Source organism: Streptomyces sp. CAI-85 (assembly GCF_013363615.1).
GTDB lineage: Bacteria > Actinomycetota > Actinomycetes > Streptomycetales > Streptomycetaceae > Streptomyces > Streptomyces antibioticus_B.
Genome location: NZ_JAANNX010000005.1, coordinates 274,430 through 296,338 on the forward strand (window position 1 = coordinate 274,430; position 21,909 = coordinate 296,338).

The following is a 21,909-nucleotide window of genomic DNA, read 5'->3' on the forward strand; positions in this document are numbered from 1 at the left end:
CGCTGAGCGGAAGGCTCCGTCCAGAATCCGGTCAATGGCCGGTAGGGAGTTCCTGTGTTTGTCCCGATACGTACGGGGCGCAGCATGCGGCTGCGCGCCCCCTTCCTGGCCCCCACCGACGTCCGCGTACGGCGTGCGCGGAGGGCGTCCGCGTACGGCGTGCGCGCGGACGTCACTTCATCCGGGTCGCCCACTCCTGCACCTTGGCGATGCGCTGTCGCAACTGCCCGGCCGTCGCCTCCGCGCTCGGCGGCCCGCCGCACACCCGGCGCAGCTCGGTGTGGATCACCCCGTGCGGCTTGCCGCTCTGGTGGACGTACGCGCCGACCATCGTGTTGAGCTGCTTGCGCAGCTCCATCATCTCCTTGTGCGAGACGACCGGCCGTCGCTCGGCCGGCAGCTCCAGCAGGTCGGCCTCCGCGTCCGGCTTCTTGCGGCTGTGCGCGATCTGCTTGGCCTGCCGCTTCTGGAGCAGCAACTGCACCTGCTCCGGTTCGAGCAGCCCGGGGATGCCGAGGTAGTCCTGCTCCTCCTCGCTGCCCGGGTGGGCCTGCATGCCGAACTCGGCGCCGTTGTACATGACCCGGTCGAAGACGGCCTCGGACTCCAGCGCCTCGAAGGCGAACTGCTCCTGTTCGCCGGTGTCCTCGTCCTGCTCCTTCTCCGCCTCCGCGAGGAGCTTGTCCTCCTCGGCGTAGGGGTCCTCCTCGCCGTCCTTCTTCGGCTTGTCGAGGGCGTGGTCGCGCTCGACCTCCATCTCGTTGGCGAAGGTCAGCAGGTCGGGGATGGTCGGCAGGAACACGGACGCGGTCTCGCCGCGCCGCCGCGACCGCACGAAACGCCCGACGGCCTGCGCGAAGAACAGCGGCGTCGAGATGGTGGTGGCGTACACGCCGACCGCGAGGCGCGGCACGTCGACGCCCTCGGACACCATCCGTACGGCGACCATCCACCGGTCGTTGCCGGCGCTGAACTCGTCGATCCGGCCGGACGCGCCGGCGTCGTCGGACAGCACGAGCGTGGCCTTCGACCCGGTGATCTCACGGATCAGCTTGGCGTAGGCGCGGGCCGACTCCTGGTCGGAGGCGATGACGAGGGCCCCGGCGTCCGGGACGGCCTTGCGGACCTCCGTGAGCCGCTGGTCGGCGGCGCGCAGCACGCTCGGCATCCACTCGCCGCGCGGATCCAGCGCCGTACGCCACGCCTGGCTGACGGCGTCCTTCGTCATCGGCTCGCCGAGCCGCGCGGCGATCTCGTCGCCGGCCTTGGTGCGCCAGCGCATGTTGCCGCTGTAGGAGAGGAAGATGACCGGCCGCACGACATGGTCGGCGAGCGCCGAGCCGTAGCCGTAGGTGTAGTCGGCGGAGGAGCGCCGGATGCCGTCCGCGCCCTCCTCGTACGCCACGAAGGGGATCGGGTTGGTGTCGGACCTGAACGGCGTACCGGTGAGCGCGAGCCGCCGGGTGGCCGGCTCGAACGCCTCCAGGCACGCCTCGCCCCATGACTTGGAGTCACCGGCGTGGTGGATCTCGTCGAGGATGACGAGCGTCTTGCGCTGCTCGCTGCGGTTGCGGTGCAGCATCGGGCGGACGCCGACGCCGGCGTAGGTCACGGCGACGCCGTGGTAGTCCTTGCCGAGCGGTCCCGCGCTGTACTCCGGGTCGAGCTTGATCCCTATCCGCGCCGCCGCGTCCGCCCACTGCTTCTTCAGGTGCTCGGTCGGCGCGACCACGGTCACCTGCTGCACGACGTGGTGGTGCAGCAGCCAGGAGGCGAGGGTGAGCGCGAAGGTCGTCTTGCCGGCGCCGGGGGTGGCGACGGCGAGGAAGTCGCGCGGCTGCTCCTGGATGTACTTCTCCATCGCCCCCTGCTGCCAGGCCCGCAGTTTGCTGGCGGTGCCCCAGGGGGCGCGGCCGGGGAAGGCGGGCGAGAGGTGGTGGGAGTGGGAGGTGGAGGTTGCGGCGGTGGTAGTCACGGTCTCCGGGTTCGGGGGTCGGGCGGCTCGGTTCTCGCTGCTGATCACTCGGCTACGTATGACAACCGGGCCACCCTACCGGCGGCCCGGCACCGTCATCGCGCGAACGGGGCCGGGTCGCCGCCGGGTGGGACTGACGTCACAACGCCCGCAGCCGCGCCGCGATCACCGCGATCTCGGACTCCGCCCCGGAGGCCACGTCAATGACCAGGCCGTACGCCGCGTCCTGGTCACAGGCGGCGAGATCCGTACCGTGCAGCGCCAGAAACGTGGCGGCGGCGAGCCAGGCGGCACGCTTGTTGCCGTCCACGAGGGGGTGGTTCGCGGCGATCCCGTGGAGCAGGGCGGCGGCCTGCTCGTAGGGGTCGGTGTAGGCGGCGGTGCCGAACATACGGGCGCGGGGGCGGTGGACGGCGGAGGAGAGGAGGGAGGGGGCGCGGGTCTCGGGGACGGGGTTTTCAGGGTCGCCCGGCCCGGAGAAGGCGATGCGGGCGATGTCCGTCACCTCGGAGACCGTGAGGAACCTGGTCGGGGCGGCCATGGTCACTCCCCCAGCTTCCGCAGCAGCCCGGCGTGCGCCAGCGCGAGCCGCTCGGCGGCCGCCCGCACCCGCGCCTCCTCGCCCCGCACCCATGCCTCGACGGCGTCCCGCGCGATGTCCTCGGGGCGGCGACCGGTGGCGTCGGCGAGATCGTCGAGGGCGTGCCGCAGGGCCGGGTCGAGGGGGACGGTGAGCGGGGCCGTGACCGGCGCGGGCTGTCGCATGCGGCGAGGCTAGGAGACGGACAAGGCTCCTGGCCAGGTATTTTCTACTGCCGTCGCTCGTGGACGCGGGTGGTCACCCAGGCCCCGAAGAGGGCGACGGCGGCCATCGGGAGGAAAACGACGGCGAAGGCGGCCGGATGGGACGACGACGCTCCCTCGACCGCGGTGCCCGCGTGGGCGACGGCCCCGCCGCCCAGCGCGGCGAAGGCGGCACCGCCGGCGGCCAGCAGCAGGACGTTCGCGAGTCCGTCGGACATCTGGAGGGCGGCCGAGTTCGTGCCGGCCTCCTCCGGCGCGGAGAGCCGGAGCAGCAGCACGCTGGTGGAGGCGATCACGAGCCCCATCCCGAAGCAGCCGAACCCCCAGGCCACGGCCAGGGTCCACACCGGCACGGAGTGCAGGAGCACGGCCGGCGCGGCGGCGATGGAGAGGGCGACGAGCACCATCCCGGACGTCATCAGCCGCTCCCGGTACGGTTCCACGCGCGGCCGGGACTGCACCCAGGACCCCAGCGCCCAGGTGGCTCCGCTCGCGGCGAGCGAGAACCCGGCGAGCGTGGGGCTCAGCCCGCGCTGGGTGACAAGCATCAACGGCACGAAGGACTCGGCCGAGATGAACGCCCCGGCGGCGACACCGCGCAGCAGCACGACGGACGGCAGCCCGCGGGCGGCCCGCCAGGTGCCGCGCGGCAGCAGCCCGAGCACGGCGGGCACGAGCAGGGCGAGCCCGAGGACACCGGGCAGCACGGAGAGGGGCCGCAGGTCCTGGGCGGCGTACTGGAGGAGCCCGGCCCCGCAGGAGATCCCGAGGGCGAGCCGGATCCGCCGCCGCCCGTCGGTCCGGGGTCGGGAGTCGACGGTGCCGGGGACGGGGCCTCCGGCCCGCACCCGTATCTGAGGCAACGCGAGGGCGAGCGGCAGCACCACCAGCACCGGTATCCCGAGGAACACCCACCGCCACCCGAGATGCTCGGTGACGGCCCCGGCGGCCAGGGGTCCGACGACCGACGGCAGCACCCAGCAGGCGGCGAACGCGGCCATGATCGCGGGCCGCAGCCGCTCGGGGTAGGCCCGCCCGACGACGACGTACAGCGCGACGATGACCAGCCCGCCGCCGAGCCCCTGCACGGCCCGCCCGAGGATGAACACCCACATGCCCCCGGCGGTCCCCGCCACCACGAGCCCGGCCCCGAAGGCCGCGATCCCACTGCCCAACGGCCCGAGCGGCCCCCGCCGGTCGGACCACTGCCCGGCGAGCACCATGCCGAAGAGACTGGTGTTGACATCCTCCCCGCCCTAAAGGACGGGGATTCCTGGCTCACGTCGGCTGGGGACCAGCGGTCCACCGGCTCTTACACGATCAGCACCAGCCGGGTTGAGACCAGCCCGGACGAGCATCACGCGGGCGGAGTTCTTGTCCCTGGGGGAGACGGCTCCGCACGCGGTGCAGGTGTAGGTACGTTCGGAAAGAGGAAGTGCGTGCTTGGTTCTCGCTCCGCACTGCGCGCAGTCCATGGTGGTGTGCGCGGGATGCACGAGACGGATGTCCCGTGTGTGTTTGCGGCCCATCTCGACAAGGGCCGTCCTGGTGGCGCTGATCGCCGCGTCGGCGGCTTTACGGGCCATGGTGGTCTTGGCGAGGAACTTCGGCCGGAAGTCCTCGACGGCGATGGCGTCGTGGCCGCGGACGACGGACTTGGCCCATTTGCGGGCGGTGTCCTGGCGTTGCCGGGCGACCTTCTTGTGCACCTTCGCGGTCAGTGCCTGCGCTTCGCGGTAGCCCTTGGACGCGGCTTGTCCGCGCGCGGGGCGACGTCGGGCCATCATCCGCTGGTAGCGGGCGAGGCGCTGCGCGGCCTTCTTCCCGTGCTCGGCGTGCGGGAGGTCGTGGGCGTCCGAGGTGGTGGTGGCGGTCTCCTTGACGCCCCAGTCCACACCGAGCACACGGCCTGTCTCCGGGAGGGGCTGTACCTCGGTCGCGACGACGAACGACGCGTACCAGTGCCCGAGGCTGTCCTGGTAGACCCGCACCGAGGTGGGCGGGGCCGGGAGGTCACGGGACCACACCACGGTCAGGGCGACGCCGCCCGCGATGTGGAGGCGGCCGTCCTTCAGCCGGAACCCGCGCCGGGTGTAGTTCATGGTGGGCAGCGCGTCGCGCTTGCGTCTGATGCGGGGCATCCCGGCGCGCTGCCCGACCGGAACCTTCGCCTTGATGTCCTTCAGTGCTTTGGCGCGGGACTTCGCGAAGTCGCGGATGGCCTGCTGCTGCGGCACCGATGCGCCCTGGCGCAGCCACGACATCGCGGTGCGGGCCTCGGTCAGCATCTTGTCGAGCTGCGCCGGACCGCACGTCGCCTTCTCAGCCGCGTCCCGGTTCGCGGTGTGGACCTTGCGGGACATGGCCACGCATTCGTTCCACACCCACCGGCAGCGCGCCCACTCGGCCATCAGGCCCGCGCGGGCGGTCGACGACACACGGAGCCGGTAGGTGTACCGGGCATGCCCGGCATCCCCCGAAACCTTCTCTCGTGTCGCCATGACACCACTCTAACACTGGATGGCCACTTGAAACCCACTACTCTGGAGTCATGGATGAAGAGAAGCGCATCACGCTCCGTCTGCCCGCCGACCTGCACGAATGGCTGGCCGCTCAGGCCAGGTCCGCCCGCAGGTCCCTCAACTCCGAGATCGTCTACCGGCTGGAGGTCGAGCGCGACGCCGCCGTGGCAGACGCCGAATCACCCTGACGGCGATTCGGCTTTCCCCGCCCTGCTCCGCAGGAGTCCGATTCCTCCCCGGCATGAACGCCGGGGCATCCTCGGAGGAACCCGGTGAAGTACCCGGAGAAGGCGAAGGCGTAGAGAGAAACCCCGTCCAACTCCCGGGCCGCGACCGGCATTGCCGTTCCTACTGCCGTGGCCTCGAAGGCAATCAGTAGCACGACGGACACGATCCCGACACTGAGCGCCCTGAACGACTTCCCGAGCACGGACTCACCGTGCTCGGGGGCTGCTGCCGTGACGCCGATGTCACGCGGACGCGGTTCCTGGACTGCCATGCCGGCCAGCGTAAGGTCCGCCACTGACAATGACCCCTGTCAAAAGTAGGTCCCGCCCCTCAGCCCTTGGTCGTACACCCGGCCCCCTTTCATGAACGCCGTATGGCAGTCCCGTTGCACCCCCACGGATGCCCTTGAGCCCCACGCCACCCCACCCGTACGGTCAAGTCACCAAGTCCGGAGCGGGATCATCCCCGCCTCCGGACGGACTTGGCCGTGTGCCCGAGTGGCTTAGGGACTCGCCTGCAAAGCGAGGTACGTGGGTTCAATTCCCGCCACGGCCTCTGGTGTATGACCAGGGAAAACAGAAGGGCGGCACCCTCCGAGGGTGCCGCCCTTTTGGTCGTCCGTCTCAGTTCCCGTCTCAGTTGGCCGGTACGAGGGCGCCGGCCGCGCCGTCGTCGCCGTCCGGCCGGTCCGTCTCGGGCTTCCAGATCAGACCGTCGACCTGCCTCGCGATGTCCGTCCGTACCGCGTCGACCATGTGCTGATACCGGGCGGCCATGGCGGTCGTCGACCACCCCATGAGCCCCATGACGGCACGCTCGGGGACACCGAGGATGAGCAGCACCGTCGCGGCCGTGTGGCGCGCATCGTGCAAACGCCCGTCCCGGACCTTTGCCTCTGTCAGAAGAGCCTTCCACTCGGCCCAGTCCCGGCGGTGGGATGGACTACGGCCGTGCTCGTCCGGGAAGACAAGGCCGTTGTCCTCCCATCGCTTCCCGGCCCGTTCCCGCTCCGCTTCCTGCGCCTTGAGGTGCGCACCGAGTAGGTCAACAAGCTGTTCGGGGAGACCGACCGCACGACGGCCGGCGCGGGACTTGGTGGCGGACAACTCCGGGTTGGTTCGCCGACGCTCCGGGCAGTACCCGGCCGCCTTGCGTCCGCAGGGCTTCGCGCACCCGTGGGCGTACTGCGGCCGGTGGCGACTACGGCGGACAACGAGGAACCCACCCTCAAGGTCCACGTCCTCCCACTTCAGCCCCAACACCTCGCCCTGGCGCAGTCCGAGGGCGAGAGCGACGGCCCACCGCGCGGAGTTGCGATGCTGGTCAGCGGCCTTGAGCAACCGCTGTACCTCTTGGACGCTGTAAGGCTCCACCTCGTACTCACCGGTCTTTGGAGCCTTGGCCAACTGAACCGGGTTCTTGCCGAGATGCCCTCGCCGTACGGCTTCGTTGAGGGCGGTACGGAAGGTGCGATGAACCTGGTGGGCGGTGCCGGGCTTGCTGCCCTTGGCCTGCATGTTCGCGTAGAACACCTCAATGTGCTCGGGCTTCAGCCTGTCGAGACGGTGAGCCCCCAAGCCGGGAATCAGGTGCCTCCGCACAGCGACGCTGTACCCCACCATCGTGTTGTCGTTGACCGCGAGGGGCGCAACGTTCTCGATCCAGTGCGTCAGCCATGTCTTGACCGTCCACGCCTTGCCCGGTTTCCGCACCGTCTTGGCGTCGCGCTGCTTCTCCAACTCACGTACGGCGGCCGTCACTTCGGCGCGAGTCTTCCGCTCGACATGGCGCCGGTCTGGCGTGCCGTCGTCTCGGATGCCGACCGTGACGCGACCGTGCCACTTGCCGTCTTTGCCCAGGTAGATAGAGCTACGGCCGTTGGGCTGGCGGGTGCGCTTCTGTTCCTCTGCCACAGGCAGACTCCTGATTCTCGATGCCGGGATGGGAACCGGGGCGGCGGGTTGTCCTGTCCGGGAGCGCCGCCGCCCCGGACGTCGTCAAGCGGCGCGGTGGGCGGTGCGGAGACGGGCCGCGTACGCGGCCGGCGCGTCGACCGGGACCCTGCGGAGACCGCCGACCATGACGGACTCCAGTTCGCCGGTGCGGATGAGCGCGAAGCATGTGGTCCGGCCGATGCGGAGTCGGCGGGCGGCCTCTTCGACCTTGAGGAAAACGAGGGTCGGGTCGTCGTCGGTGGGGGTGGCGTGTTCGTCCAAGGCTCACTCCGTGGGGCTGAGTTCAAGGGGGGTGCCGCCGCACAAACCGCAAAATCCGCAGAAAAGCCGGGGATGGTCGCTGACCTGCGGTGATGTGGTGTGCGGGTGGCTGTGGGTGGTGCTCCGCAGAAATCCGCGATATTCCGCAAAAATCAGGGGCGGCCGGTGGGCGGTCCCGGCGGCCGGGGTGGTGCTCGGTTTTTTGCGGAATATCGCGGGATTGTGCGGCGGGCCCCTCGCCGCCGGGGGCTCAGGGTCCCGCCGCAGGTCAGCGGGGGTGTCCGGGGGTTTTTGCGATTTTGCGGTTTGTGCGGGAGGGGTTCAGGGCGCGGCCGGGGTGTCCCCTACCGCAGTGCGGGGTGGACGAGGAGGCGGGGCGCGGGTGGGCGTCCTCGCTTGCCGGTGCGCTCGGGCTGGTAGGACCGCAGGTATCCGTGGTCTTCCAGCAGCGCGAGGGCGGGTTCCAGGTCGGCGACGGTGGGCACCTCGCTGCGGGACAGGACCGTGAACACGTCCCGCCGGCTGACGTCCTCCCACCGGTTGCCCCTCACGGCCTCCAGCACGCTGCGGGCCCGGGAAAGGACCGGGTCGGCGCCCATGACGTCGAACACCGCGAGGGCGTGAGCGGTGTAGTACTCCCCCAACTCGATCGCCGCGCGCATGGTGTCTTCGGTGACGGGGTGGGCGTAGCCGTTGCCGCCGTGCTCGGCGAGGTGCAGCAGCGCGGCCATGCGGGCGGTCGCCCCGGCAAGCTTTCCGGCCCAGTTGGAGATGTGGCCCAGCTTGCCGCCACGCGCCTTGAGCTGCGGTTCGATGCGCTTCTGATAGGCGATCAGGGCCGCGTCCGCTTCCGGGGTGAGCTGGATGACGGCCGGGTCGGTCCACTCCGCAAGAGACAGGGTGAGGTCGATGACCCGGGCGGTGTAGGTGGCGGCCGTCTGCTCGGGGACCGGGTCGGTGATGATCGCGCGTTCGCCGACCGTGGAGACCGGGAGGGAGTACAGGAAGCGGGCGAGCAGTCCGCGTCCCTCGAACCCCTTCACCTTGCCGATGTCGCGCAGGACGTCGGGCTGTACGGCGAGGCCGATGGTCAGCGCGGGGGCGTCGATGTACTCGCGGCGGGTCTGCCGGTTGACCCTCAGCCGGTCCCCGGCATGCCCCTTGAGGAAGACTTCCATGTTGGGGGCCCCGGAGTAGCGGCCGGCGATGATGTCGAAGATGCCGCCCTCCGCGCTCATCACCGACAGCCGGCCGCCCTGCTCCGCCATGAGCGAGGTGACCGTCTCGGGTGTCGAGTCGTCCGCCAGCAGCACCGGTTCGGCGGGGACGGTGAGCGTGTCGGCGGTCTGTGCGAGGCCGACGGCGGTCGCCACCATCTCTTGCCGCTTGTCCGTGTCGGCGGACGCGGCCTTGGCGGCGGCCTTGTCCGCCGCTTCCTTGGCCAGCCTCGCCGTCAGCTCCGCCTCCACGATCACGGGCTGCATGGCGGTCTTGAGCTGTTTCTCAGCCTCATACAGGGGGTCGGTCAGCAGCGCGAAGACGGCCGACTTGCGGTTGGCGGGCGGGAGCGCGACCACGGTGTAGAGGTTGGTGGGCTCGCGCCAGTTGCCGCGTACGTGGACCACGGACCGGCCGCCGGCCGCCGTGGCGAGCACGGCGAGGGCGACCGACCCTGCAAGGTCCACCGGGGTCTGTGTCTCCTCCGCGACGGCCGCCACGAACTCCCCCAGCCAGGTGGGCAGGACGTGGGCGGGGAACGTGGGGCGCTCGCGGCGGCCGGTGAGGGGAATGGGGTCCTCCCACACGTCCGGTGCCGCGTCGTCCTCGCCCGGCGGTTCGTCCAGGGTGGGCAGTCCGGCCCACAGGTCGTTGTCCACAGGCTGTGGAGTCATGATGCCGCCCTCCCTTCGGCGGTGGTGGTGTGCGGGCAGATGCCGACGACGACGCGGGCTTGCAGCGCGATGACGGCGGCACGGCCCCGGGCGCGTTCGTGATGCCCGCACGCGCACAGCCAGTCCGCGACGGGTACGCCCTCGCACTGGAGCTGAAGCCCCGGGGTGATGCCGGTGACGGTGACCGTGTGCGGGTCAGAGCCCACGGCAGAAAGGACGCCCTTGCGGGCGGCGGCCTTCGGTTCGCCCACGGTCGGCCGTGGCGGGCTCTGTACGGCGCCCTGAGGGCCGTTCGCAGGGGTTCGGGATGCTTTGTTCATGCCGCACGCTCCACAGCCGTCTCAAGGCCGTTGGCGACCGCGCGGCGGGCGTAGGCCTCCGGGACGCCCACCGAGACGGCGGCCGTCACGATCTCCTCGCCGAGCGCGGCGAGGCCGCACGGTCCGGGGCACGCGGTGTGCTGGGCGGCGAGGAACCGGGCGACGCCGAACGCCTGTGATCCGGCGCCGGATTCGATGCGGGCACGCACGAGGGCGAGGCCGCGTTCCAAGCCGGTGCGGACGTAGCGCTCGGTGTGGCGGCACCCGGTGGCCACCGACCGGCCCCACGGGGCGGGGAGGGAAGATGCCACCTCCCCCGGGGCGGGGGTGGTGTCTTCCTTCACCAGCAGGGCGCGCACGGCCGCCGGGAGAACAGCCATGCGGCCGGTCCCGGGACCGAGCCAACGGGCGTACTGCATGGCTGACTTGATGTCGACGCCGGGGCGGACCGCATTCGACGACGGCATGGCGCCCCGGTAGATCCAGTGCTCGCCCCGCGTCGTCGGCACCGTGCGGGTGGCGGGCAGAGTCTCGCGGGCCCATGCGACGGCCGCCGCGTTGTCCAGGTCGACGACCGTCAGCCCGGCCCCGCCGGGGTGGTAGGCAACCGACACGGCCTCACGCCACACCGGCGACCACACGGGCGAGGCGATCACGTGCGGGTCGGTGGTCGCGGCGGCCCATGCGTGGCACGGCGCGGGGCACCCGCAGGGGCCCGCCGCCTTCATGTTGGGCCGCCCGCCGCACCGGGGCGGGCGGCCCGTGCAGGAGGGGCAGTTGCCGAACGGGACCTTGCCCGCCCGCAGGGGCAGGACCGGGACACCGGCCGCCGCGAGGGCGAGGGCGGCCCGCAGGGGTTCAGGCGTCACGGTCATGCCGCCTGCCTCAGGGCGAGGGCCGCGAGGAAACCCCGGCCGATCCACTCGGTGTAGGCGGGCGGGATGCACTCGCGGATGCCGTCGCGGTTCATCCAGTCCACGCCCATCACCCGGCGGGCGAGGGCGACCCCAGAGAAGTTGCCGATGAACTGCCCGAAGTGGCCGGGCGGGACGGGGCGGCCCATCTTGGCCTGAGGTGTGGCGTGGGCGGGGTGCGGGAGCTGCGGGAGCTGGAGGCGTCCGCCGGCTTCGAAGTAGCGGTGGCGGTAGGTCTCCAGAGCGAACATGGGCCCGCACAGCAGCACAGGACGGCGCAGCTTGGGCAGCGCGCCGCGTACGTTCTCGATGACCCACGGGCGGCCGGTGGACTCCAGCGCGGCGCGGGTGGGGGCGATCAGGTCGGGGTGGGTGTTGCCCTGGATGCGCTGGCAGTCGCTGTCGTGCTGGCACGGCGGCGAGGTGTGGATGAAGTCGAACTCTGCGCCGTGCTCGCGGATGAAGGCGACCGCGTCCGCCTGCACGAAGGTGAAGGGGTAGCGGGGCTGCGGGGCGAGGTCGACGCCGGTGACGTCGAACCCGGCGAGGTGGTAGCCCATCGCGGCCCCGCCCTGGCAGCAGAACGCGTCCAGCAGACGCGGCCGGGACGCTCGCCCCGATCGGGTGGCCGGGACCGAGGGGCCCTCGCCGAAAACGCGCAGTTCGGTCATGCTGTAGGTCTCCTGTTCTGCAACGTCGGGATACGGAGACCGAGGGCGGCGGGTTGTCCTTGTCCGGGAGCCGCCGCCCTCGGGCGTAGCTAGTTCGGGGTGCGGCCGGCGCGGCGGATCAGGCTCGCGATGGTGGCCACGGTGGGGTAGTCCCAGTGGGCGATCCAGTCGACGATGAGCCGGTCGTACGTGCCGAGTTCGACGCCCGCGTCGGCGAGTTCGGCGTAGAGGGCCTCGCGCTGCAAGGACTCGGGCGAGTAGCCGAACGGGGCGTTGCCGAGCGGTCCGTCAGAGATGGGGTCGTTGTCGCGGTAGGGCACGGGGCCTCCCGTCGGGGTCAGAAGGGCGGTTCGTTGCTGTAGCCGCCGGGCGCCCACGGGTCACGGCCGCTGTCACGGCGGCGCAGCCACCGGGGCCGGCGCGGGAGCGGCAGCAGGGTCACGGCCCACGGCGTCCAGCAGCCGCAGAACTCCCACTCGATACCGGCCCACTCGCCGGTCTCGTAGTCGCCGTAGTCGTGCTCGATCCCACCGAAGCCCTCACAGGTACGGCAGTCCGGGCGGGGCGTGTCGGTGAGGATCAGCGCGGTGCGGGGCAGCGCGGTGAGCCGGATACGCAGCCTGAGCATGGGTGTCTGTCTCCTGTCAGCCGTAGAACTTGTTCCGCTTGATGACGGCCTTGCGGATGTTGACCGTGGTCCCGGTGCCGTGCCGGTTGCTGCTGAAGATCTGCACGGCGATCCATCCGCCGAAGACGACGGCGGCCAGGGTGATGAGCTGGGTGATGAGCGCGGTCAGGGCGGTGATGAAGGTGGTGAGCAGCAGCAGTCCGCCGCAGACGGCGAGGAACCCGATGCCTCCGAGGGCGACGTTCACCGCCGCCCGCGAGACGACCGGCTTGGCGACGACCGGTTCGGGCTGCGCGGGGGTGACCGCGTAACCGGTGACGACCCGGCCATCCGGGAGGACGACGCTCGCCACGGCCGGGACGGTGCCCGGCTGCACGGGCACGAGCGGGGCGGTGTGCGTGGGGGTGAGGGGGGTGGGGGTGTGGACGTGCACGGCCGTCGTCTCGTTACCCGTCGTGCGGTCGTACGGGGTGGGTTCGTTCATGGCGGGTGTCTCCCTTCGGTTCAGCGGCCGGCGTCGTTGAGGGCGTCGGTGAGGGCGGTGACGATCTGGGTGACGGTGTCGGCCGCGCCGGTGTCGGCGAGGTAGAAGCCGAAGAGCGCGACGGCGACGGCCGCCCCCGCGCCGACGGCCCTGGAGCGCAGCAGCAGCGCGACGACGACGGCGAGCAGCAGCACGAGCGGGATGGTGAGCGTCACGGGACCTCCGGGGGGTCAGCGGTGTGTGCAGGCGGGGTAGGCGGAGCCGTGGAAGCAGTGCTTGTAGTCGTCGCGGGTGACGCGGAAGTCGTGGCGTCGGCCGTCGTTCGTGGTGACGGTCAGCCGGTAGTGCCAGCCGCCGGACTTGAAGTAGGCGGCGTTGCGGTCGCTCACGGTCCCGGCAGGGCCGGGGGTGTAGTCCGGGCTGCACGCGGTCAGGGCCACCACGGCACCGACGGTCGCGGCGGCAGCCGCAAGGGACTTGCACATGGCGGCACTCCTTCGGCCGGATGGTCAGCGGGTGCCGGCGCGGTAGGTGCGCGCGGCGCGGTTGTAGATCCAGCGGCCGACGCGTATGCGCTTGCCGGTCGCGTCGCAGCGGCGGCAGTCCTTGCCGCGCCGGGTCTTGCCCTTGCGGTCGGTCTTGAAGCCGTGGCCCATGCCGTCGCACTTGCGGCAGTCCCCGAACGGGCTCAGCCAGCACTTGACGATGTAACCGAGCGTGATGATGAACAGGCAGGCGGAAGCGAGCAGAGCAAGGCTCATCAGGGGCCTCTCAGAGGGGTTTCGAGGGGTTTCCGCAGGTCGGCCGCTAGACGCTAGCGACCTGATCAGGTGCCGTTTTGGTCGCTAGCGGGGTCGCTACCGGTAGCGACGTCCAGCGCTACCGGTAGCGGGCTGCGAGGCCTATTCGGCGTCCCGCTTGTTGTTGCGCTGCGTAATCGCGGTGGCGAGGTCGTCGCGCTTGATGCCGCGCTTGTTGACCTGTCCCTCGCCGTCGATGCGCCGGCTGATCTGCACGGTGCCGATGCCGTACGGCTTGAGCGCGGCGGTGAGCGCTTCGGCCTTGGGCTTGGCGTCCAGCGCGGCCCACGGGCCGTAGACGTCCGGACGCAGGTCGGCAAGCCGGTCCACGATCGTCTCGGACCACACCTTGGCCTCGCCCTTGCCGAGCACGGCCGCGACGTCGTCCAGGATCGTCGTGGACGTCTCCGGGGCCGGGGCCTCGCCCACCGCGTCGCCGGACAGGGTCCCTTCGGCCTCGCGCAGGGCGGCGGCGCGGGTCAGGATGCGGTCGGCGTCGCGGCCGTCGGCGAGGTAGGTCCGCACGATCCCGGAGTCGTCGGACATGCCCTTGAGCAGACCGACGCCCTTGTGGGACTTCAGCAGCTTGGACGCGTCCAGACCCTCCGAGTACGAGCCGGCGCCGAGGATGGTGTCCGACACCTGGTAGGCACCGACCCGCAGCGCGAACCGGGCCTGATGCTGGTCACGCAACTCCGACGGGCACGCCTTGTCGTCCGGCTTCTGCGTCGCCGTCATCACCGAGACACCGACCGCCGGCGCGACGCGGGCGAGGTAGACCATCAGCGACAGGATCTCCTTGCCGTGCTCGGGGTGGGTCAGGTACTCCTGCACCTCATCGACCACGAACAGCGTGAGCGGCATGTTCAGCTTCTTGTCCCGGCTGATCTCCGGGGTCAGCTTGCCCTCCGGGCAGACGTGCAGCGGCAGTTCGGACAGCCGGTGATAGCGGTCCTCGACGTCCGCCTTCAACTCCCGCAGCGAGGTCAGCAGATGCTGAACCGGGTCGACCCCGTTCTTCGGCACGATGCCGAACCCGATGCGGTGGGCGACCTTGGCAAACGTGCGCCAGTCCGGCGACGCCTTCCCGTCGAACACGTACAGGCGCACGTACGGGTCCAGCGCGGCGGCCAGCGCGATCGTGCGGGCGGAGAACGTCTTGCCCTGACGCGGCACGGCACCGACCAGCAGCGACAGCCACAACATCGTGGCCATGACCGGGTTGCCGCGCTCGTCGACACCCCACGGGAACGGCTTCCAGAAGTCCACCCGCGTCGCCCCCAGCAGCGGCGACCTGCCCGACGGCACGGCGAGCGGGTCACGGTCGGCGATCCAGTACGACACCCGCCGCCCGCTCGTCTCGTCCTTGTCCAGGAAGAGCTGAGTAGGAGCGATGTCCATGCCGGACGCGAGACGGGCGTGAGCCTTCATCGCGTCCTCGAACGTCTTGCCGTACGGCAGGTCCACGACCACCCGCCACCCGTCGCCGTCCCGCCCGATCGGGCGCGGGAACGCGATCGTCTGGTCCTTGCTGGTCAGCCCGGCCACCTCGTGCGCGCGGATGACGATGTCGGAAGACAGCTTGCGCTTGCGGAACGTCACCTTGGCCAGGTCGATCAGCGGCCGGTCCGCCGGCGCACCCGCCACACCGAGGGTGGTCGTCAGGGTGGCCACGGCGAGCATGAGCAGCCACGACGGCGCCATGACGTAGAGGGTGAGCGCGGCTGCGAGGCCGACGAACCCGCCCACGGTGGCGACGATCCCCCGCAGCCGGACGCGGTCGTTGCGCTGCCGGGACAGCTTCAGGTAGTCGGCCGCGTTCTCCTCCGCCACGGCGGCCAGGCGCAGGGGCTTGCCCTCCGCGTCGGACACCCACCGGCCGATCGCGGTCGACCACCGCCACGCGCCGCGCGGGGAGTACATGCAGATCTTCGGCGTGTAGACCAGCGGCAGACGGAGCGCGTGATAGCCCGCCACGGCCGAGTAGTGCCGGACGGCCCACTTGCGCACGGCCGCGCGCTGGTCAGGCAGCTTCACCCAGTCCGGCAGCACCGGCAGACGGGCCTTGTCCTTGGCCTCCATCCACTCCGCCACCGACGGCGGGTAGACCTCGCGCAGCGGGTCGACCGGGGCGCCCTCGCTCAGGCCGTCGGCCTCCGGGTCGTCGGTGTCGGGGAGTTCGGCGTCCCACTCCCCCGGCTTGGCCTCGCCCTCACGCGGGGCGGCCGGGGCGGGGGTGGTGGTCTTCTTCAGCGGGAACGGCAGCACGTCGGCCGCCGGCCGCTCGGTGCCCTCCGGGTCCCCGGCGGGCGTGAAGGTGGTGGTCTCGGTCACGATGTACCTACTCCCTTGTGGAGTCGAAGGGTCCGGCCGGCTTGCTGTGGAAGGTCGGGCGGCCGGACCCGGGTTGCGATCGTCGATGCGGCAGAGGAAAGCCGGTGACCGGATTCCGGTCCCCGTGCAGATGTGCGATTCAGGCAGTGCGCTGTTCTTCGGGGTATGCGCAGGTCACACAGGATCCGAGCGTGGGCGGGATGACGTACCCGGCGTCCCGGCCGCACTCGGGGCACCGGCGGCGGGCGGCATTTGCCTTGGCGAGGGCCGCCCACTTTGCCGGGGTCATCGGACGCACCGGGCGGGCGAGGTCGATGCGGTACAGGTAGGCGACCAGCGGCGGGCGGCCCCGCCGCCGGGGCCGTTCGAGCTGAGCAGCCACCCCCTGCCCACCGGGCCGCAGGTCGCGGGCCCGAAGCTGACGGCGGGTGGCGTAGCCGTCCGGGGCGAGGTGCCACCGGAAGACCGGCAGCGTGCTCATGCCACCCCGCGCCGTCCGTGCAGCCACCGGACGTGCACCGCCCACCCGATGACCGGCGGCACGGCCGGTAACAGCGCGGCGAGGATGCTCACGGCGTCACCGCCCCGGCGGCGCGCTCGGCGAGCAGGGCGTCACGCAGCATGCGGGCGTTCGCCGGCGAGGTGCGCAGGGCCCGGCGGATGCCCTCCCCGGTCACCTGAGCGTCCGGGAGACCGGCCATGGCCTTGCGTGCTTCCGCCATGAGTTGGTCGGGGGTGCGGCGGGTGCGGGTCGACTTGGCGGCGACCGGGACACGGCCCGTCGCCCGACGCGGCGCGGTCGACGCCGCCGGGACCGAGCGGGCGGGCGCGGGGGCGATCGGGACCGGCTGCACGATCGGGGCGACGGCGGGCATCGGCTTCATGCCGCCGCCCGACTTGCCGAGGGTCACCGGCGCCGGGTCGGGGACCGTGAGCCGCGTCAGGACGACCGTGGCCGGGGTCGATACGGGCAGGTCAGAGGTAGACCGTTCTCGACTGCTTTCAGTCGATTCCTCCGCATTTGAGATCGGGGAGGGATCGAGGGCGGCCGTGCCGAACATCGAGGCGAGGGCCGCGTCCGCACCGTCGGTGATCCGGGTGCGCTGCACGTCCAGCAGCCTCGATCCGAGCGCGACATCCCCGACCCCGACCTTGCGGGCGAGGCGCCACGACTTGCGCTCCGACCACTTCTTGACCCGATCGCTCGGGTGGTGGGCGGCGCGGGCCCGGTGGTAGGCGAGGGCCTGGACGATGTCGGCGGTGCGCCGCTCGTTCTCGGCGTCGCGGCCGTCGGTGTGGACGACGATCCGGCGGGCGAGGAACGCCATGCCCTCCGCCGAGACGGACATGCCCAGCGGGGTCAGCGCGTAGACGACCGTGCGGCCCGGGTCGGGGGCGGCCATCGCGGCCATGACGGACGCGGCGGCCGGCAGCAGCCACAGCCCGGCCCGTACGACGGGGGGCGAGGACTGGCCCAGCATGGTCAGCCCCAGAAGAACCAGGGCGAGCACGGCCGTCGCGCCCTCGCCGGCACCGAGCGCACCGAGCGCGGTGCCGGAGCCGTAGGCGTGGCCGATGTTGCTGTAGGTGCCGATACCGCCGACCACGCCCGTGGCGAGCATCGGCACGAACGCGGCCGACAACACACCGATCTGAACCTTGGTCAGAGGCTTGCGGGTCTCGTTCATGCCGCTTCCCCCGTCCCCGCCCGCAGGCCGCGAACGGACCGCAGGAACGGCACCGTGCGGGTCAGCGCGTCGGCGTACAGGGCGTCCCAACCGGCGATCTCGTCACCGGCCTCCGCCTCCGCCCGCAGGTCGGCGAGGACGTCACGGGCCGCGTCCTCACGGGCGGCCCGCTCGTCGTCCGTCTCGGACTCCAGCGGGCCCCGGAACAGGTCGACGTCGACACCGAGCGCCAGTTCCGCGAACTCGAAGTCGCCGTGCGCTTCCTGGCCGGCGACGAACGTGCGCATACGCATGATGGATCTCTCCTCATTGCTACGTCGGGAGGAAGACCGGGCGGCGCGTTGTCCTTGTCCGGGAGAACGCCGCACCGGCCTTTGAGGGCCGTCACCGCAGGAAGCGGCAGGCCAGTGCCCCGGGCGAGATTCGATCTCGCGCCCTCACGGCTGGATGCCGGGGCCGATCGCTCAAAGCACTCTGTTGAGTTCTCAAGGAACACACGCTGCCTTCGTACTCACCCCCTCGGGCTTTCCTCCGGACGTCGTTGCAGTACCTGTTTTACAGGTACTGCATGGGGTCCCGTCAAGTACAGCGACGGAACCTCTTGGCTTCGCGCCGGGACTTCTTGGCGCACCATCAGAATCGCCCCAGGTCAGGGGACTTGGTCACCCCATACGTGGACACCTCAAGGGCATCTGAGTACCTTCAAGAGGTCCCTAGACGTCCCACCGGGGGTACAGATGTCCAACGAACGCTTGCGGTCTGCCTTGTTGGCCAGCGGCATGACGGTTCAGGCACTGGCCGAAGAGATCGATGTCAACCCGAAGACCGTCGAACGCTGGATCACGAAGGGGAAGGTTCCGTATCGGCGACACCAGTACGCGACTGCCGCAGCGCTCAAAGTCGATGTCACAACGCTGTGGGACGACGACCGGGCCGTTGAGAGCGCGGCGGACCTGACGAAAGCTGAGATCGTCACGGTCTACCCGCATCGGCACACGGTGCCGTCCGGCCTCTGGCGAGAGATCTATGGGCGGGCCCAACGGAACGTAGATGTGCTCGTCTACTCCGGGCTCTTCCTGTCCGAGGACCCCGTCTTTCATGACCTCGCCAAGGCGAAGGTTGAGGCAGGCACCCAGGTGCGCATCCTGCTCGGGGACCCCGACTGTGCGGCGGTCGAGCAGCGCGGCATAGACGAGGGACATCGGATCATGGGCGGCAAGATTCGGAACGCCCTACTGCACTACCGCCCGCTCATGAAGAGTCATCCCGACATCGGGGTCCGGCTGCACGATTCGACGCTCTACAACTCCATCTACCGGTCCGATGACGAGATGCTCGTGAATCCCCACGTCTACGGCATCGGCGCGTACATGGCCCCAGTCCTGCATCTGCGCCGTCTGCCCGGCGGCGGGCTGTTCGACACGTACGCGAATAGCATCGAACACACCTGGGACAACGCCCGGCCGATCACAGATCAAGACATCGCAAGCATCACAGGAGCCTGACCATGGGACGCATTGACTACCTGCATGACCCCGATGCCCCGCCAGCCAACTCGGTGGTGCCGTCCGTCGTTGCGTTCGTGCAGAACGACGCGGGACAGGTGCTGATGATCCAGCGGTCCGACAACGGCCGGTGGGCACTGCCCGGCGGTGGCCACGACGTCGGCGAGTCCATCAGTGACACCGTGGTCCGCGAGGTCTGGGAGGAGACCGGAATCAAGGCGGAAGTCGTCGACATGTCCGGGATCTATACCGACCCTGGCCACGTGATGCAGTACGACGACGGCGAGGTCCGGCAGCAGTTCAGCATCTGTTTCCGCGCGCGTCCGGTCGGGGGCGAGGTGCGAACGAGCAATGAGACGACGCAGGTCCGATGGGTCGCCCCATCGGACCTGCCAACGCTAGACGTCCACCCGACCATGCGGCTCCGGATCGAGCACGCGATGGACCGGACCCGCACAGCCCCTTACGTCGGCTGACGCTTCCCGGCGGCGACGCGTTCGAGCACGCGTGAAGTGCTCGCGAGGATCTCCGGTTCAGCCCGGCGGATGAACATCCCGATCAGGCTGTCCGGCCCGTACCGGCCGGCAATCTCGTTGATCCGGTCCACTGGATTGGTGGGCACCCCGTCCGGGGTCGTGTTCATGTCGCAGTAGCACAGCGCGTCATTGAGGTGCGCGTGCTCGCGTGGAAATTCGCCCTCAAGTTCCTCGCGCAGCCCCCGGGCATCTGCCTCCATCCATGAGCAGGAATGGTGAGCCACGAGGTTCACCACCCGCTCGTCGGCGTGCGCGATGTCGCGAAGGTAGCGGGCCCCGTCGAGCGGGTGAAATCCCGTCTTGGCGAGGTCCGGCGCGTAGCCGATGTCGTGCAGGACCGCCGCCGCCTCCAACAGCTCCGCGTCCGCACCGAGGATCGGCGCGATGGTGCGTGCGCGCTCGGCGACTCCGACCGAGTGCTTCCAGCGGCGCGGCAGTGGGTCGGAAAGCAGCGATTCAGCGAGCGGGTATGCCCACTCTGTCAGTCCCGTCACAGTGAGGAACTCTCCTCTCGATTCGGCAGGGCCCGCACGGTACGTAGCTTGCCCTGTCCCCCTTCGGACAGCCATCCTGCGGCTTCCAGCTTCCCCAACGCCTTGGTGACCGTCGGGCGCGAGACACCGAACCTCTCGCACAGCGCGGAAGCACTCGGGAACGCTGCCCCGACTTCAAGGCCGTCATCCGCGAAGACGTCAGTGAGCCGCTCGGCGAGGGGCCGGCGGTCGGTCCGCTGTCCCTCCCTGACCACTCGCCAGCGTCCGCCCGGCACAGGCTCAGCGGCACCGTCCTTGCGCAGCACGCTGAAAGCGCGAAGCACAACCCCGCGCGAGACTCCGTGCTCATCCATGAGGTCCGTAATAGCTGGCAACCTTGTCATGGTTGGCTCCGCGCCGATCTGGGCTCTCAACGCCTCCGCGATCTCTTGGAAGGTCCCTCTCGGGCTAGCCTGCGACACCTGCCGCCCCCTTTCTAGGCCTCACAGCGGTAGTCCTGAATTCTAGTGTGCGTGTCCACTGCGCATCAGGTCTGCACCTTGGCAAGCTCGGCGTTGACCACCTCCGCCACCTCACTAACATGCCGAATTGCATCACCATCGATCTGCGCAGTCACCGACAGGCCATGAACGATTTGACTCCTAGCGGCTTGCAACTCTCGGATATCCCGGTAGAGATCCCCGGGAAGAAGCCCCTCGGAAACCATCTTCTCGGCCATTTGACTAACACTCAAAGGACGCCTTTCCACCCCCCCTTCAAAATATCGCGCCATAGTCCATTCCAGAACTGAAAACGCTAGAACAAATGCAGCACGCAACACTTCCTGATTTTCAGTAGACTCACCCGCGGTCACAAGTTCGGCTACAGTTTGAAGTCTTTTATCAATCTCATCCCCCTGCGCCAAACGAGGGGACTGAGGGAGAATGATGACCTCGACATCCCAGCCGCTAAACCTATTTAGCCGCTTGCGAATGCTCTCGACGTGGGCAATCTTGACACGGGAGGCGGCAGACCTTTGCCGAAGTACTTCAAACACGATACCGCCGCCAGGACCAACAGCGACTGCATCGAATTCCTCGCGCTCACCCCTTGCAAATCCATCAGGGAGATGCTCGGCGTCGACTACGTTAGTGTACATAACCCAGCCAGCAGGAAGGCTTTCCGCCCGCTCACGTAGAGCCCTCATCGTTTCATCTTGCCAATCCACGGCAACTCCTCTTGCGGCATCGCTGCATATACGGTGACGTAGACAAAGGGGTCCGCGCTTACCAGATAGGGGAGAATTATCGGCGGCGGGTTCCTGAAGGAAGCACCTACCATTTCCCTCCTTGACGCCGACACATCTTGAATTTGTGCGTCATCATCCATAACTTCCGGATACATACCGTCAATGATGCGCTTCAAGATGTTGTCAATATCTACGTCCGTCCCACCTGAATGGAAGTATGTAACTGATACCGACACATCACCTGAAAGCGGGAATCCATCTTCCGGCAGCTTCCCTGTAGCACAAGAGCGCACATGCTCAATCCATCGCTGCTTTTTCTTTGCATCTTTGGAATTAACCGAGAGCGGAATTCCGGGAATCACAAAGTCCCATATCATTCAACCATTTCCCCTCCCTGACTACGCGGCAGCAGCTAGACATCAGCCTACGGCTGCCCCATGCCGCGCGCGGACACAAGTCTCGGTTGTCCTGCTCTCTGTTCAGCGCACTGACAGCCGCCACCGTTCACCGCCGTGCGCGCACCCCCTCTGACCTGCCGTGTGGACCTCTACGAACGCCCCGGAGCGGTCATGCGGACAGTCGGAAAGCATGTTGCGGGCAACCTCTGGCGAGTTCCGCCAGCCCAGAGTGCCGGATCACGAAAGTGGTCCGGCACTCTGGTGTTAGATCC

27 protein-coding genes, 1 tRNA gene and 2 pseudogenes are annotated in these 21,909 nt (G+C 69.5%); 4 read left to right on the forward strand and 26 right to left on the reverse strand.

Translation table 11 applies throughout. From position 1 onward, the window contains the following. Positions 1 to 172 precede the first annotated feature (172 nt). From G6W55_RS10185 to G6W55_RS10205, 5 genes and pseudogenes are all read right to left on the reverse strand, one after another. Positions 173 to 1,975 (reverse strand): DEAD/DEAH box helicase, encoded by a 1,803-nt coding sequence (locus G6W55_RS10185; protein ID WP_175520461.1) that lies wholly within the window; start codon positions 1,973 to 1,975, stop codon positions 173 to 175. Between the two features lie 139 nt (positions 1,976 to 2,114). Continuing rightward, positions 2,115 to 2,516, reverse strand: a complete 402-nt coding sequence (locus G6W55_RS10190; RefSeq protein WP_175520462.1) for a type II toxin-antitoxin system death-on-curing family toxin — start codon at positions 2,514 to 2,516, stop codon at positions 2,115 to 2,117. A gap of 2 nt (positions 2,517 to 2,518) precedes the next feature. After that, positions 2,519 to 2,740: a hypothetical protein gene (locus tag G6W55_RS10195; RefSeq protein ID WP_175520463.1), complete on the reverse strand. Its 222-nt coding sequence runs from the start codon at positions 2,738 to 2,740 to the stop codon at positions 2,519 to 2,521. A 44-nt stretch (positions 2,741 to 2,784) separates the two neighbouring features. Beyond that, positions 2,785 to 4,017: pseudogene (locus G6W55_RS10200) on the reverse strand (MFS transporter); the annotation flags it as partial. Positions 4,018 to 4,035: 18 nt separating this feature from the next. Then, entirely contained in the window at positions 4,036 to 5,280 is a 1,245-nt protein-coding gene (locus G6W55_RS10205) for an RNA-guided endonuclease TnpB family protein (protein ID WP_175520465.1), read from the reverse strand. A 50-nt stretch (positions 5,281 to 5,330) separates the two neighbouring features. On the opposite strand from G6W55_RS10205, the gene G6W55_RS10210 reads away from it, so the two are divergent. Further along, positions 5,331 to 5,489 carry an Arc family DNA-binding protein gene (locus G6W55_RS10210; protein WP_030309782.1) on the forward strand — a complete coding sequence of 53 codons (159 nt, stop codon included), beginning with the start codon at positions 5,331 to 5,333 and terminating at the stop codon, positions 5,487 to 5,489. A 26-nt stretch (positions 5,490 to 5,515) separates the two neighbouring features. On the opposite strand, the pseudogene G6W55_RS38555 reads toward G6W55_RS10210, so the two are convergent. Further along, positions 5,516 to 5,800, reverse strand: a pseudogene (locus G6W55_RS38555) (MFS transporter); the annotation flags it as partial. A gap of 212 nt (positions 5,801 to 6,012) precedes the next feature. Here G6W55_RS38555 and G6W55_RS10215 point away from each other — a divergent pair. Then, a tRNA-Cys gene (locus tag G6W55_RS10215) sits at positions 6,013 to 6,084 on the forward strand. Positions 6,085 to 6,164: 80 nt separating this feature from the next. On the opposite strand, the gene G6W55_RS10220 is transcribed toward G6W55_RS10215, so the two are convergent. The 16 genes from G6W55_RS10220 to G6W55_RS10295 form a co-directional block, all read right to left on the reverse strand. Beyond that, positions 6,165 to 7,442, reverse strand: a complete 1,278-nt coding sequence (locus tag G6W55_RS10220) for a tyrosine-type recombinase/integrase (protein ID WP_175520466.1) — start codon at positions 7,440 to 7,442, stop codon at positions 6,165 to 6,167. A gap of 84 nt (positions 7,443 to 7,526) precedes the next feature. Continuing rightward, positions 7,527 to 7,745, reverse strand: coding sequence for an excisionase family DNA-binding protein (locus G6W55_RS10225; protein WP_175520467.1), 219 nt, complete (start codon positions 7,743 to 7,745; stop codon positions 7,527 to 7,529). Positions 7,746 to 8,089: 344 nt separating this feature from the next. Beyond that, positions 8,090 to 9,637, reverse strand: coding sequence for a YfjI family protein (locus G6W55_RS10230; RefSeq protein WP_217686715.1), 1,548 nt, complete (start codon positions 9,635 to 9,637; stop codon positions 8,090 to 8,092). Then, positions 9,634 to 9,843, reverse strand: a complete 210-nt coding sequence (locus G6W55_RS10235; RefSeq protein WP_254876169.1) for a hypothetical protein — start codon at positions 9,841 to 9,843, stop codon at positions 9,634 to 9,636. Before G6W55_RS10235 ends, G6W55_RS10230 begins: the two co-directional genes overlap by 4 nt. A 110-nt stretch (positions 9,844 to 9,953) precedes the next feature. Further along, a complete protein-coding gene (locus tag G6W55_RS10240; RefSeq protein WP_175520468.1) occupies positions 9,954 to 10,832 on the reverse strand; it encodes a bifunctional DNA primase/polymerase in 879 nt (292 codons plus the stop codon). Next, complete coding sequence (locus G6W55_RS10245) at positions 10,829 to 11,431, reverse strand: SAM-dependent methyltransferase (RefSeq protein WP_254876178.1); 603 nt, start codon at positions 11,429 to 11,431, stop codon at positions 10,829 to 10,831. The genes G6W55_RS10240 and G6W55_RS10245 overlap by 4 nt, the downstream gene beginning before the upstream one ends. 200 nt (positions 11,432 to 11,631) lie before the next feature. Continuing rightward, positions 11,632 to 11,862 carry a hypothetical protein gene (locus G6W55_RS10250; RefSeq protein WP_175520469.1) on the reverse strand — a complete coding sequence of 77 codons (231 nt, stop codon included), beginning with the start codon at positions 11,860 to 11,862 and terminating at the stop codon, positions 11,632 to 11,634. 17 nt (positions 11,863 to 11,879) lie between these two features. Further along, positions 11,880 to 12,170: a hypothetical protein gene (locus G6W55_RS10255; protein ID WP_175520470.1), complete on the reverse strand. Its 291-nt coding sequence runs from the start codon at positions 12,168 to 12,170 to the stop codon at positions 11,880 to 11,882. 16 nt (positions 12,171 to 12,186) lie between these two features. Then, a complete protein-coding gene (locus tag G6W55_RS10260) occupies positions 12,187 to 12,654 on the reverse strand; it encodes a hypothetical protein (RefSeq protein WP_175520471.1) in 468 nt (155 codons plus the stop codon). A 20-nt stretch (positions 12,655 to 12,674) separates the two neighbouring features. Then, a complete protein-coding gene (locus G6W55_RS10265) occupies positions 12,675 to 12,869 on the reverse strand; it encodes a hypothetical protein (protein ID WP_175520472.1) in 195 nt (64 codons plus the stop codon). A gap of 15 nt (positions 12,870 to 12,884) precedes the next feature. Continuing rightward, the gene (locus G6W55_RS10270; RefSeq protein ID WP_175520473.1) at positions 12,885 to 13,139 is read right to left on the reverse strand and encodes a hypothetical protein; all 255 of its coding nucleotides are present in this window, start codon (positions 13,137 to 13,139) and stop codon (positions 12,885 to 12,887) included. 24 nt (positions 13,140 to 13,163) lie between these two features. Beyond that, the gene (locus G6W55_RS10275) at positions 13,164 to 13,415 is read right to left on the reverse strand and encodes a hypothetical protein (RefSeq protein WP_175520474.1); all 252 of its coding nucleotides are present in this window, start codon (positions 13,413 to 13,415) and stop codon (positions 13,164 to 13,166) included. A gap of 141 nt (positions 13,416 to 13,556) precedes the next feature. Beyond that, on the reverse strand, positions 13,557 to 15,788 hold the full coding sequence (locus G6W55_RS10280; protein ID WP_175520475.1) for a cell division protein FtsK: 2,232 nt from the start codon (positions 15,786 to 15,788) through the stop codon (positions 13,557 to 13,559). A 139-nt stretch (positions 15,789 to 15,927) separates the two neighbouring features. Next, entirely contained in the window at positions 15,928 to 16,269 is a 342-nt protein-coding gene (locus tag G6W55_RS10285) for an RRQRL motif-containing zinc-binding protein (protein WP_175520476.1), read from the reverse strand. Positions 16,270 to 16,357: 88 nt separating this feature from the next. Next, the gene (locus G6W55_RS10290) at positions 16,358 to 17,476 is read right to left on the reverse strand and encodes a conjugal transfer protein (RefSeq protein ID WP_175520477.1); all 1,119 of its coding nucleotides are present in this window, start codon (positions 17,474 to 17,476) and stop codon (positions 16,358 to 16,360) included. Beyond that, complete coding sequence (locus G6W55_RS10295) at positions 17,473 to 17,763, reverse strand: hypothetical protein (protein ID WP_175520518.1); 291 nt, start codon at positions 17,761 to 17,763, stop codon at positions 17,473 to 17,475. Before G6W55_RS10295 ends, G6W55_RS10290 begins: the two co-directional genes overlap by 4 nt. Positions 17,764 to 18,213: 450 nt before the next feature. Here G6W55_RS10295 and G6W55_RS10300 point away from each other — a divergent pair, with 450 nt between their 5' ends. Continuing rightward, positions 18,214 to 18,981 carry a helix-turn-helix domain-containing protein gene (locus G6W55_RS10300; RefSeq protein WP_175520478.1) on the forward strand — a complete coding sequence of 256 codons (768 nt, stop codon included), beginning with the start codon at positions 18,214 to 18,216 and terminating at the stop codon, positions 18,979 to 18,981. A gap of 2 nt (positions 18,982 to 18,983) precedes the next feature. Beyond that, complete coding sequence (locus G6W55_RS10305; RefSeq protein ID WP_175520479.1) at positions 18,984 to 19,457, forward strand: NUDIX domain-containing protein; 474 nt, start codon at positions 18,984 to 18,986, stop codon at positions 19,455 to 19,457. Here G6W55_RS10305 and G6W55_RS10310 read toward each other — a convergent pair. The 4 genes from G6W55_RS10310 to G6W55_RS10325 form a co-directional block, all read right to left on the reverse strand. Beyond that, entirely contained in the window at positions 19,445 to 20,011 is a 567-nt protein-coding gene (locus G6W55_RS10310; protein WP_309243668.1) for an HD domain-containing protein, read from the reverse strand. The two genes, G6W55_RS10305 and G6W55_RS10310, sit on opposite strands and share 13 nt — an antisense overlap. Beyond that, positions 20,008 to 20,394, reverse strand: coding sequence for a GntR family transcriptional regulator (locus G6W55_RS10315; RefSeq protein WP_309243669.1), 387 nt, complete (start codon positions 20,392 to 20,394; stop codon positions 20,008 to 20,010). Before G6W55_RS10315 ends, G6W55_RS10310 begins: the two co-directional genes overlap by 4 nt. Before the next feature lie 143 nt (positions 20,395 to 20,537). Then, entirely contained in the window at positions 20,538 to 21,218 is a 681-nt protein-coding gene (locus tag G6W55_RS10320) for a hypothetical protein (protein WP_175520482.1), read from the reverse strand. Then, on the reverse strand, positions 21,194 to 21,616 hold the full coding sequence (locus G6W55_RS10325) for a RusA family crossover junction endodeoxyribonuclease (RefSeq protein ID WP_175520483.1): 423 nt from the start codon (positions 21,614 to 21,616) through the stop codon (positions 21,194 to 21,196). Before G6W55_RS10325 ends, G6W55_RS10320 begins: the two co-directional genes overlap by 25 nt. Between the last annotated feature and the right edge of the window lie 293 nt (positions 21,617 to 21,909).

Coding starts and splice junctions, on each gene's coding strand:
- G6W55_RS10190 (WP_175520462.1), bottom strand. CDS start 2,516: ATGGCCGCCCCGACCAGGTTCCTCACGGTCTCCGAGGTGACGGACATC.
- G6W55_RS10195 (WP_175520463.1), bottom strand. CDS start 2,740: ATGCGACAGCCCGCGCCGGTCACGGCCCCGCTCACCGTCCCCCTCGAC.
- G6W55_RS10205 (WP_175520465.1), bottom strand. CDS start 5,280: ATGGCGACACGAGAGAAGGTTTCGGGGGATGCCGGGCATGCCCGGTAC.
- G6W55_RS10210 (WP_030309782.1), top strand. CDS start 5,331: ATGGATGAAGAGAAGCGCATCACGCTCCGTCTGCCCGCCGACCTGCAC.
- G6W55_RS10230 (WP_217686715.1), bottom strand. CDS start 9,637: ATGACTCCACAGCCTGTGGACAACGACCTGTGGGCCGGACTGCCCACC.
- G6W55_RS10240 (WP_175520468.1), bottom strand. CDS start 10,832: ATGACCGTGACGCCTGAACCCCTGCGGGCCGCCCTCGCCCTCGCGGCG.
- G6W55_RS10245 (WP_254876178.1), bottom strand. CDS start 11,431: ATGGGCTACCACCTCGCCGGGTTCGACGTCACCGGCGTCGACCTCGCC.
- G6W55_RS10255 (WP_175520470.1), bottom strand. CDS start 12,170: ATGCTCAGGCTGCGTATCCGGCTCACCGCGCTGCCCCGCACCGCGCTG.
- G6W55_RS10260 (WP_175520471.1), bottom strand. CDS start 12,654: ATGAACGAACCCACCCCGTACGACCGCACGACGGGTAACGAGACGACG.
- G6W55_RS10270 (WP_175520473.1), bottom strand. CDS start 13,139: ATGTGCAAGTCCCTTGCGGCTGCCGCCGCGACCGTCGGTGCCGTGGTG.
- G6W55_RS10275 (WP_175520474.1), bottom strand. CDS start 13,415: ATGAGCCTTGCTCTGCTCGCTTCCGCCTGCCTGTTCATCATCACGCTC.
- G6W55_RS10285 (WP_175520476.1), bottom strand. CDS start 16,269: ATGAGCACGCTGCCGGTCTTCCGGTGGCACCTCGCCCCGGACGGCTAC.
- G6W55_RS10290 (WP_175520477.1), bottom strand. CDS start 17,476: ATGAACGAGACCCGCAAGCCTCTGACCAAGGTTCAGATCGGTGTGTTG.
- G6W55_RS10295 (WP_175520518.1), bottom strand. CDS start 17,763: ATGCGCACGTTCGTCGCCGGCCAGGAAGCGCACGGCGACTTCGAGTTC.
- G6W55_RS10300 (WP_175520478.1), top strand. CDS start 18,214: ATGTCCAACGAACGCTTGCGGTCTGCCTTGTTGGCCAGCGGCATGACG.
- G6W55_RS10305 (WP_175520479.1), top strand. CDS start 18,984: ATGGGACGCATTGACTACCTGCATGACCCCGATGCCCCGCCAGCCAAC.
- G6W55_RS10315 (WP_309243669.1), bottom strand. CDS start 20,394: ATGACAAGGTTGCCAGCTATTACGGACCTCATGGATGAGCACGGAGTC.
- G6W55_RS10325 (WP_175520483.1), bottom strand. CDS start 21,616: ATGATATGGGACTTTGTGATTCCCGGAATTCCGCTCTCGGTTAATTCC.